Origin of the sequence: Falsigemmobacter faecalis (genome assembly GCF_003863335.1) — a bacterium.
GTDB classification, from domain to species: domain Bacteria; phylum Pseudomonadota; class Alphaproteobacteria; order Rhodobacterales; family Rhodobacteraceae; genus Wagnerdoeblera; species Wagnerdoeblera faecalis.
This window is the reverse complement of the sequence record NZ_RRAZ01000005.1, coordinates 183747-193725: the sequence shown is the minus strand read 5'-3', so window position 1 is coordinate 193725 and position 9979 is coordinate 183747. Positions and strand designations below refer to the sequence as shown.

The window sequence follows — 9979 nt, the reverse complement described above, 5'->3', positions numbered from 1 at the left end:
CCAAAACGGAGCTTGACTTATGAGCACCCAATAGAGAAGCCCCGCAAAAGCGGGGCTGATCCGAAGCGCCATCTGATCGACAGATCAGGCGTGCTTTTTCTTTTTGCCTTTGATGCCCGACCAGAGCTTTTTGTTGGTCATATAGAGCAGCACAGCCAGGATGCCGAGGAAGATCACCGCGGTGAAGCCTGCCTGTTTGCGGGCCATCATCTTCGGTTCTGCAGACCACATCAGGAAGGCAGTGACATCTTCGGCCATCGCACGGGCGGTATTCGGGTGGCCGTCGTCAAATTCAACCAGACCATCCGATGCCAGCGGCGGCGCCATGGAAATCCAGCCGCCCGGGAAGGCGGTGTTTTCATAAAAGACCGAACCGGCTTCTTCTTTTTCTTCACCGGTATAGCCGGTGAGAAGCGAAGCGATATATTCCGGGCCGCCGATGCCATTGACGAACTGGTTGATGCCAAGGCCGTAGGGGCCGTGGAAGCCCGAACGGGCTTTTGCCATCAGCGACAGATCGGGTGCGGTTTCCATGCCCGAGCCGGGGAAGTGGTCCGAGGTTTCCCGCGGACGCTCTTCCCCATCGGCCATGGTGACCGGGGCCAGATCGCGCACATAAGCGCGGACCTGATCCTCGGGCAGCGCAGGGCCGCCCTTGTCTGCCAGCGAGCGCACGGCGACATGCTCAAGACCGTGGCAGGCCGCGCAGACCTCGGTGTAAACCTTCAGGCCGCGCTGCAGCTGCAGCTCGTCGTATTTGCCGAAGGGGCCTTCAAAGGAGAAGGCGAAGTCTTCGATGTGGCCGGCAGCGCCTGCCGCCATGGCAGCGGCCGGAGCCAGTGCCAGAGCTGCTGCGAGCGAGAGTTTGCGGATCATATTCATAGCCCTTTCTCTCACTTCGCCGGCTGTTCGTAGTGCGAGTTGAAGTCGTCTTCGATGGTTGCCGGTTGCGGCAGCGGCTTCTCAATGAGGCCAAGCAGCGGCAGGATCACCAGGAAGTAAGCGAACCAATAGGTCGAGGCGATCAGCGAAATCCACGAGTAGATCCCGTCGGTCGGCATTGCGCCCACCCACATCAGCACCATGAAGTCGATGGCCAGCAGCCAGTACCACCATTTGAACATCGGACGGAACTTGCCCGAACGCACCGACGAGGTGTCCAGCCAGGGTGCCAGCGCCAGCACGGCAATCGCGCCGAACATCGCCAGAACGCCGAAGAATTTCGCGTCAACGATGCCGAAGGTGGCCCAGTTCACCAGCATCACAACCCAGACGTCGGCAGTGAAGGCGCGCAGGATCGCGTAGAACGGCAGGAAGTACCATTCCGGGACGATATGCGCCGGGGTAACCAGCGGGTTTGCCGGGATGTAGTTGTCCGGGTGACCGAGGTAGTTCGGCATGAAGCCCACGATCGCAAAGAAGACGATCAGCACCAGTGCCAGCGCAAAGAGATCTTTGATGACGTAGTAGGGCCAGAACGGAACGGTGTCTTTCTCGGCTTCGGCTTTCGAGGTGCGGCGCACTTCGACGCCGGTCGGGTTGCCGTTGCCGACGTGGTGGAAGGCCCAGATGTGCAGACCGACCAGAGCGGCGATGATGAAGGGCAGCAGGTAGTGCAGCGAGAAGAAGCGGTTCAGCGTTGCGTTATCAACAGCCGGTCCGCCCAGCAGCCACTCCTGGATCGCCGGACCCACGCCCGGGATCGCACCAAAGAGGCCGGTGATCACGGTTGCGCCCCAGAACGACATCTGACCCCAGGGCAGAACATAGCCCATGAAGGCCGTTGCCATCATCGCGAGGTAGATCAGCATCCCAAGGATCCAGACCACTTCGCGCGGCGCTTTGTAAGAGCCGTAGAAGAGACCGCGGAACATATGCAGATAAACGGCCACAAAGAAGAGCGAGGCGCCGTTGGCATGCAGATAGCGGATCATATGGCCGCCGTTCACGTTGCGCATGATATGCTCAACCGACGAGAAGGCCAGATCCACATGGGGGGTATAGTGCATCACAAGAACGATGCCGGTAACGATCTGAAGTGCGAGGCAGAAGGCAAGGACGATGCCCCAGATCCACATCCAGTTCAGGTTTTTCGGCGTCGGGATCATCAGCGTGTCATAGGCCAGCGAGACAATCGGCAGGCGCTTATGGAGCCACTTCTCGACGCCGGTCTTCGGCTCGTAGTGATCGTGCGGGATTCCAGACATGGGTCGCTCCTCAGCCCAGCTTGATGGTGGTGGGGTCGACGAAAGACGCGACCGGAATATGCAGGTTTTCCGGCGCAGGCCCGCGGCGGATACGGCCGGCGGTGTCATAATGCGAGCCGTGGCAGGGGCAGAACCAGCCACCGAAATCGCCCGCCGCATTCCCGATCGGCACGCAGCCAAGGTGCGTACAGACGCCCGACATCACCAGCCATTCGCCGGCGTCATCCATCGCACGGTTGGCATCCGACGCATCGGTGCCTTCCTTGTTGGGGTTGCGCGACGAATGGTCGATCAGCGCCGCACCGTCATCTTTGCGGCCGGCTTCGATCTCAGCCGCGGTGCGGCGGCGAATGAAGACAGGCTTGCCGAGATATTTTACGGTCAGCTGGGTTCCCGTCTCAATGCCCGAGATGTCGACAAAAATGGACGACAGAGCCTGAACATCTGCGGATGGGTTCATCTGGTTGATCAGCGGCCAGACGGCAGCGCCGGTCGCAACTGCGCCCGCCCCGGCCGTGGCATAATACAGGAAATCCCTGCGGGTGCCTGCGTGATCATCTGCGTGGGACACGTGTCTAACTCCCTCTGCCGGCCGGGGAGACCGGCCAAATGCGCTGAACGGGGACGCGCGCGGCATCCCCCTCATGGGCGGCTTTTAGCCGCACACATGGCCCACGTCCAGCCGACAAACAAATTCCGCTCACGGCTTTTTGCCGCCTGCGACCAGATGGCCACCCTGAAATTGCCTTGTTGCAAAAGAAAAAGACATGCAGCGCGACCGCCTGCGGGCCGCCGCCATCGGGACGCGCCGGATCGGGAATCACAGGGGGGGGCGGTGGGGGCTTTGCGCCGGGCCAGCACGGCGCACGGCGCGGCAGGGCCCGGCACAGGGGCGCACATAAAAGCGCACCTGCGGGCAGACCGCAGATGCGCGAGGCCATGTATCCACGACCGGGGCAGGATCAGACAGACGCGATCCGCGACATCTCTTCCTTCAGGCGCATCTTCTGGCGCTTCAATTCTGTAATCCTGAGGTCATCACTGGCGGGGCTGCGCTGCTCCTGCTCAACCTTGACAGAGAGGGCTTCATGTTTCCGGCGAAGTTCCTGCAGATGCGAACTCACGGTCATTTCGGTCTCCTTCTGAACCCATTTGGGACCCCCATCGCAGCATGGAAGATGAGTCGTGTCACTACACCGAAATGTAACAAAGCCGTTTAATTCCGCCTGTCAGCCAAAGACCGCCAGGCCAGCCCCCTCCCGCAGCACCGAACGCGCCAGCGGCGCATAGCTTTCGCGGTCGCCGCCATGGACGGCGCCCTCATGCAAAACCAGCGGCGCGAGCAGGCGAAACGCCCCCTTTGCGCCCTTGCGGGCCTGCACGATCACCCGGTTCGCCGCCCGCCCCTCCCGCGGGGCCAGCGGCAGAACGGCGATGGCGCCAAAGCCCGTACAGCCCGCCAGAATATCGGGCAGACGATCAGCCGAATTGATCATCGTCAGATAGCCGCCCGGATGCAGACGTTTGCGCGCCGCAAGGATCCAGTCGGAAAGCGGCGTATCTTCGCGCTGCGCCGTCTCGCGGCCTGCATCCCGCGCAGCGGTGCCGCCGTCAGCGGTGAAATAGGGCGGATTGGCGATGACATGATCAAAAGAGCCGCGCAGCGCCAGCGGCATCCGCTGCAGATCGCCACAGTGAACCTCAAAGGGCAGCCCCGTCGCTTCGGCGTTCTGGCGCGCAAGTGCGGCATAGGCGGGCTGCAGCTCCAGCCCCGAAAGGCGCAGTCCCGGCACCCGGCTCCCAAGGCAAAGCGAGGCCACCCCCACGCCGCAGCCCAGTTCCAGCACCGCCTGCCCCGGCCTGGCCACACAGGCCGCCGCCAGCAGAACCGGATCAGCCGCAGCGCGATAGCCGTCTTTTGGCTGCGAGAGGCGCAGACGCCCCCCGAGGAAAAGATCCTGACTCTGCGCCTCAGGCGGGAAACCTTCGGTCATCCCGTCACACTCCTGTCCGTCTGCCGTCACAAGGCCCCGAAGCGGGCCGTTCTGCCCTATGCCATTGGTGGACGCGCCCCGGCAAGCTGGTTATACCACATGGCGAATATGCCGCCCCGGCAAAGGGGCCCGGCTCAAGCCCTGCGGGACCCTCCACCTCCGCAGCGGCTGCAAGGGATAAAGGATACCGCTTTGAACCAGACCGCGAGCAAACCGCACGACCGTCTTGCCGCTGCCCTCGCGGCTGAGATGGAGGCCGTGAACGCGGTCATCCGCGACCGCATGGCGAGCCGGCATGCGCCGCGCATCCCGGAAGTGACGGCGCATCTGGTCGATGCCGGTGGCAAGCGCCTGCGCCCCATGCTGACGCTGGCGGCGGCAAAGCTTCTGGGCAGCGGGGATGAGCGCGCGGTGAAACTGGCGGCGACGGTGGAGTTCATCCATACCGCCACCCTGCTGCACGACGATGTGGTCGATGAAAGCACCAAACGCCGCGGCCGCCCCACGGCGAACCTGCTGTGGGACAATAAATCCTCGGTGCTGGTGGGCGACTACCTTCTGGCGCGCGCTTTCCAGCTGATGACCGAATGCGGCTCGCTGGAGGTGGTGACCACCCTCGCCAATGCCTCGGCGGTGATCTCGGAAGGCGAAGTGCTGCAGCTGACCGCCGCGCAGAGCCTGGCGACCGGCACTGAGATCTATCTCAACGTCATCCGCGGCAAGACGGCAGCGCTGTTTTCAGCCGCCTGCGAAGTCGGCGGCATGGTCGCCGGGGCCACCCCCGCGCAACAGGCCGCGCTTTTCGCCTATGGCGATGCGCTTGGCGTGGCCTTCCAGATGGCGGATGATCTGCTGGACTACGGCGGCACTGCGGCCATTGGCAAGAACATCGGCGATGACTTCCGTGAGCGGAAACTCACCCTGCCGGTGATCCTGGCGGTGGAAAAAGCCGATGCGACCGAACGCGCTTTCTGGGCCCGGGTCATCGAAAAGGGCGACCAGCGCGAGGGCGACCTGGAAGAGGCGCTGCGCCTGATGCAAAGCCACGGCACGCTGGAGGCAACCCGCCTTGAGGCCCATGCCTGGGCCGACAAAGCCCGCGCCGCCCTGAGCGATCTGCCCGAGCATCCGCTGCGCGATATCCTTGGCGATGTCGCAAACTATGTGGTGGCGCGGCTCTCCTGAGCCAAAGCCCTGCCCGATGAAAAAGGCCCGGAGGGATCCCTCCGGGCCTTTTGTGTTATCACGCGTCGGGCAGTGCCCGGACCAGCTCTGTGAAATGCTCGCCGCGTTTTTCGAAGCTGGTGTATTGATCGAAACTTGCCGCCGCGGGGGCAAGAAGCACCACCTCGCCCGGCTGCGCCTCGGCATGGGCGCGGGCCACAGCCTGCTCCATGGTTTCGCAGATTTCCTGGTCAAGGCTGCCCAGTTGCAGCGCAAAGTCGCGCGCCGAATGGCCGATCAGATAGGCCTTCACCACATTGCCAAGATCATTCAGCGCGCCCTGCACGCCGCCCTCTTTGCCAAGCCCGCCCAGGATCCAGCGGATCTTCGGAAAGGCCCGCAGCGCCTGAACAGCGCTGTCGACATTGGTGGCCTTGGAATCGTTGACGTAACGCACGCCGTTGATTTCACGCAGGGTCTGGCTGCGGTGCGGCAGGCCCGCAAAGCTGTGCAGCGCCGGCTCAATATCGCGCGGACCAAGGCCGAGCGCCCGGCAGGCCGCCCAGGCGGCAGCGGCGTTCTGGTGATTATGCGCCCCCGGAAGCCCCGGAATGGCGCGCAGATCCACAGAGGCCAGCTGACGGCCCTTGCGGAACTCCGCCAGAAAGCCCTTGCGCGCAAAGACCGCCCAGCCAAACTGATCCAGCTTTTGCCCCGAAGAAATCCGGATCACCCGGTCATCCTGCGGCCCGTGGGTCAGCTGTCCGGCCAAATAATGCCCCTCAGGCTCATCCACACCAATCACCGCACGATCCGGGCCCCCCTCAGCAAAGAGGCGGCGCTTGGCGGCGAAATAGCCGCCCATGCCGTTGTGACGGTCCATGTGATCGGGCGAAAGATTGGTGAAAACCGCCACATCCGGCGTCAGCGAACGCGCCAGATCCGTCTGATAGGAAGACAGCTCCAGAACCACGATACCGCCGTCTTCGGGCGCATCAATATCCAGCACGCCGCGCCCGATATTCCCGGCCATCACCGCGCTGCGCCCGGATTCCAGCAGAATATGGGTGATCAGCGCCGTGGTGGTCGATTTGCCGTTTGAGCCGGTGACCGCCACCACGCGCGGCGGCACATCGTAATCGCCCCAGGAGCTTTGCCCCAGCGAGCGGAAGAACAGCCCGATGTCATTATCGACCGGCACGCCAAGCTGCATCGCCCGCGCCAGCACAGGATGCGGTGCGGGATAAAGATGCGGGATGCCCGGCGAGGTGACGACACAGGCCAGCGTCGTCAGCACATTGTCACGGCGCAGATCCTCGGGCGTAAAGCCCTCAGCCTCCGCCTTGGCGCGCCCCTCGGGGCTGTCGTCCCAGACCACCGGGATTGCCCCCCCGGCCGCCAGCGCCCGCGCGGTGGCGAGGCCGGAGCGGCCAAGCCCCAGCACCCCGACACGCTGCCCCTCAAAACCCTCAACCGGGATCATGGCTCAGCCGATCTCTGCCAGACGGGCAAGCGCCGCCTTCAGCTTCGAGAGTTCCTCTTCGCGCAGCGCGAGATTGGTACGGGCTTCCTCAACAACCTCTTCGGCAGCGCTTTCGACGAATTTCGGGTTCGAGAGACGGCCACGCAGCGCGCCGGCCTCTTTCTCGATCTTCGCCGCAGCTTTCTCCAGACGCGCCTTTTCGCCCGCCACATCAATCACGCCCGCCAGCGGCAGCGCAAAAGCACCCCCTTCGACCGGGATGGTCACCGAGCCTTTGGGGGCCGCGCCTTCGGTAATGTCGCCCAGACGCGCCAGACGCTTGATCAGCGCCTCGTTGCGGGCGAAAGCCGCGCGGCCAGTGGCATCAAGCTCGGTCATCAGGACCGGCAGATGCAGACCCACCGGCACGCCCATCTGGGCGCGGGCCGAGCGGATGTCTTCGATCAGCGCGATCACCCAGTTCATCTCACGAGTGGCCTCAGCGTCGATCATCTCAGCGCCGTAAGTCGGCCAGTCCTGGTGGACCAGCAGTTTCGGGCGCGAGCCGGTCAGCGCCCAAAGCTCTTCGGTGATGAAGGGCATGATCGGGTGCAAAAGGATCATCGACTGATCGAGCACGAAGGCCATGGTCGCACGGGTCTCTGCCGCCAGAGCCTCATCGGCAAAGAGCGGTTTGGCGAATTCCACGTACCAGTCGCAGACCTTGCCCCAGACGAATTTGTAAAGCGCATCGGCCGCATCGTTGAAGCGGAAGTTCTCCAGCGCTTCATCGACTTCCGCGCGCACTTTCGCGGCTTCCGACAGGATCCAGCGGTTCACCACCGCCGTCGCCTTCGGGGCCTGCGCTTGCGTGCTGTGACCTTCCCAGACGCCGTTCATCTCCGCAAAACGGGTGGCGTTCCAGAGCTTGGTGCCGAAGTTGCGGTAGCCGGTGATGCGGCTCATATCCATCTTCAGAACGCCACCGATCGAGGCCATGGCCGCATTGGTGAAGCGCAAAGCATCGGCGCCGAATTCGTCAATGATCTCCAGCGGATCGACCACATTGCCGAGAGATTTCGACATCTTCTTGCCCTTGGCATCGCGCACGAGGCCATGGAGATAGACGGTGTGGAAGGGCACATCCTCAACCACGGCAAGCTGCATCATCATCATCCGGGCCACCCAGAAGAAGAGGATATCTGCCCCGGTGATCAGCACCGAGGTCGGGTGATATTTCGCCAGCTCCGGGGTCTGCTCCGGCCAGCCCATGGTGCCGATCGGCCAGAGGCCCGAAGAGAACCAGGTGTCGAGCACATCCGCCTCACGCCAGATCGGCCAGACCAGTTTGGTCGGATCCTGGCTGAGGTTATACTCCGCCAGCGAAGCAACCAGCAGATCCATGGCTTCGGCGCGGGTTTCCACTTCGACGATGCGGGCATGGTTCAGCGGCATCGGCAGCGGGGCCAGCGCGTCGCGGAACTGCTCACAAACCGCGTCAAAATTCGCAGCACAGAAGAAGGCCGGGTCTTTGGCGTTGAAATGGCCCTCATTCAGCAGGCGGAAGAGTTCCACATGATCGAGGGCATTATCGCCCTGGTCGTCGGTGAAGCCACCGGCGATATCAAGGCTGTACCAGACCGGGATCTGATGTCCCCACCAGAGCTGACGCGAGATGCACCAGGGCTCGATGTTTTCGAGCCAGTGGTAATAGGTCTTTTCGCCCGATTCCGGGATGATTTTCGTCTTGCCCGAGCGCACGGCCTCCAGCGCCGGCTCGACGATCCGGGCGGTGTCCACGAACCACTGGTCGGTCAGCATCGGCTCAATGACCACTTTCGAGCGGTCACCGAAGGGCTGCATGATCTTTTTGTCCTCAACCACCGGGACCAGCGAGAGGTCCTCGGCATTGGTCTCAGGATCGATCTCTTTGACAAGCTCGGTCACGGCAAAGCCGTCGGTGGTGACCTGCTCGATCACCGCCTTGCGGCAGTCATAGCGGTCAAGGCCGCGCCAGGCATCCGGCACCAGGTTGATCAGATCAACTTCGCCCTCAGTAAAGGGCGCACCCTCTGCAATCTCACGCGCTTTGGCGACCGAGGTGGCATAATCATAGCCATCGGTGCGCATCTTCGCCTTGCTGTCCATCAGACGGTAAAGCGGCAGATTGGCGCGTTTGGCGACGAGATAATCGTTGAAATCATGCGCGCCGGTGATCTTCACCGCGCCCGAGCCGAAATCCATCTCCGGATAGGGGTCGGCGATGATCGGGATCAGGCGGCGGCCCTCTTCGGGACCGGCGGGCAGTTCGACCATTTTGCCGATGATCGGCTGATAGCGTTCATCCGCGCCATTCACGGCAATTGCGCCATCGCCGAGCATGGTCTCGGGACGGGTGGTCGCGATGGCGATGTAGTTGCGCTCTTCTTCGAAGACCACGTCGCCGTCTTCGTCCTTCTCGCGGTAGAGATAGGTCTCTCCACCCGCGAGCGGATATTTGAAGTGCCACATATGGCCGGCAACCTCGGTCTGCTCAACTTCCAGATCCGAGATCGCGGTTTCAAAATGGGGGTCCCAGTTCACCAGGCGCTTACCGCGATAGATCAGACCCTTCTGATACATATCGACGAAGACCTTGATCACCGCATCGTGGAAGTTGCCTTCCTCACCCTCAGGCGCGCCCGGCGCACCCGACATGGTGAAGGCTTCGCGCGCCCAATCGGCCGAGGCGCCCAGGCGCTTCAGCTGGCCGATGATATTGCCGCGCGATTTCTTCTTCTGCTCCCAGACGAGTTTGGTGAAGTCTTCGCGGGTGAAATCGGTGCGGCGCTTGCCTTCTTTGCCCAGCTCACGCTCAACCACCATCTGGGTCGCGATGCCCGCATGATCGGTGCCCGGCTGCCAGAGGGTGTCAAAGCCGCGCATGCGGTGCCAGCGCGTCAGGATATCCTGCAGCGTGTTGTTGAAGGCATGGCCCATATGCAGGCTGCCGGTGACATTCGGCGGCGGGATGACGATGGAGAAGGTCTCCGCGCGGCTGGCATTGGCACCGGCTGCGAAGGCATTGGCCTCGTCCCAGCGGGCGGCAATGCGGGCTTCGGCCTCGGCGGGGTTAAACGTCTTTTCCATCGGCATGACAGGCTATCCCTATT

General features: G+C 62.9%; 8 protein-coding genes. 1 reads left to right on the top strand and 7 read right to left on the bottom strand.

What is annotated here, in order from left to right; translation table 11 throughout:
• Positions 1-84: 84 nt before the first annotated feature.
• The 5 genes from EG244_RS05120 to EG244_RS05100 all read right to left on the bottom strand — a co-directional run bounded on the left by EG244_RS05120 (position 85) and on the right by EG244_RS05100 (position 4201).
• On the bottom strand, positions 85-876 hold the full coding sequence (locus EG244_RS05120) for a cytochrome c1 (protein ID WP_124963940.1): 792 nt from the start codon (positions 874-876) through the stop codon (positions 85-87).
• A gap of 17 nt (positions 877-893) precedes the next feature.
• The gene (gene petB / locus EG244_RS05115; RefSeq protein WP_124963926.1) at positions 894-2207 is read right to left on the bottom strand and encodes a cytochrome b; all 1314 of its coding nucleotides are present in this window, start codon (positions 2205-2207) and stop codon (positions 894-896) included.
• A 10-nt stretch (positions 2208-2217) separates the two neighbouring features.
• Positions 2218-2778 (bottom strand): ubiquinol-cytochrome c reductase iron-sulfur subunit, encoded by a 561-nt coding sequence (petA, locus tag EG244_RS05110; protein WP_124963925.1) that lies wholly within the window; start codon positions 2776-2778, stop codon positions 2218-2220.
• A 391-nt stretch (positions 2779-3169) separates the two neighbouring features.
• Positions 3170-3337: a YdcH family protein gene (locus EG244_RS05105; protein WP_124963924.1), complete on the bottom strand. Its 168-nt coding sequence runs from the start codon at positions 3335-3337 to the stop codon at positions 3170-3172.
• A 99-nt stretch (positions 3338-3436) separates the two neighbouring features.
• Positions 3437-4201, bottom strand: a complete 765-nt coding sequence (locus EG244_RS05100; protein ID WP_124963923.1) for a tRNA1(Val) (adenine(37)-N6)-methyltransferase — start codon at positions 4199-4201, stop codon at positions 3437-3439.
• 249 nt (positions 4202-4450) lie between these two features.
• Between EG244_RS05100 and EG244_RS05095 the strand changes: the two genes are divergently transcribed.
• Positions 4451-5386, top strand: coding sequence for a polyprenyl synthetase family protein (locus tag EG244_RS05095; RefSeq protein WP_233588915.1), 936 nt, complete (start codon positions 4451-4453; stop codon positions 5384-5386).
• Positions 5387-5444: 58 nt separating this feature from the next.
• Here the strand turns inward: EG244_RS05095 and murD are convergent, their stop codons facing one another.
• A complete protein-coding gene (gene murD, locus EG244_RS05090; protein ID WP_124963922.1) occupies positions 5445-6848 on the bottom strand; it encodes a UDP-N-acetylmuramoyl-L-alanine--D-glutamate ligase in 1404 nt (467 codons plus the stop codon).
• Positions 6849-6851: 3 nt separating this feature from the next.
• A complete protein-coding gene (locus EG244_RS05085; protein ID WP_124963921.1) occupies positions 6852-9962 on the bottom strand; it encodes a valine--tRNA ligase in 3111 nt (1036 codons plus the stop codon).
• Positions 9963-9979: the final 17 nt, after the last annotated feature.

Bases quoted from the DNA above. Each gene is read 5' to 3' on its own strand.
- EG244_RS05120 (WP_124963940.1), bottom strand. From the start codon at position 876: ATGATCCGCAAACTCTCGCTCGCAGCAGCTCTGGCACTGGCTCCGGCC.
- petB (WP_124963926.1), bottom strand. From the start codon at position 2,207: ATGTCTGGAATCCCGCACGATCACTACGAGCCGAAGACCGGCGTCGAG.
- EG244_RS05105 (WP_124963924.1), bottom strand. From the start codon at position 3,337: ATGACCGTGAGTTCGCATCTGCAGGAACTTCGCCGGAAACATGAAGCC.
- EG244_RS05100 (WP_124963923.1), bottom strand. From the start codon at position 4,201: ATGACCGAAGGTTTCCCGCCTGAGGCGCAGAGTCAGGATCTTTTCCTC.
- murD (WP_124963922.1), bottom strand. From the start codon at position 6,848: ATGATCCCGGTTGAGGGTTTTGAGGGGCAGCGTGTCGGGGTGCTGGGG.
- EG244_RS05085 (WP_124963921.1), bottom strand. From the start codon at position 9,962: ATGCCGATGGAAAAGACGTTTAACCCCGCCGAGGCCGAAGCCCGCATT.
- EG244_RS05095 (WP_233588915.1), top strand. From the start codon at position 4,451: ATGGAGGCCGTGAACGCGGTCATCCGCGACCGCATGGCGAGCCGGCAT.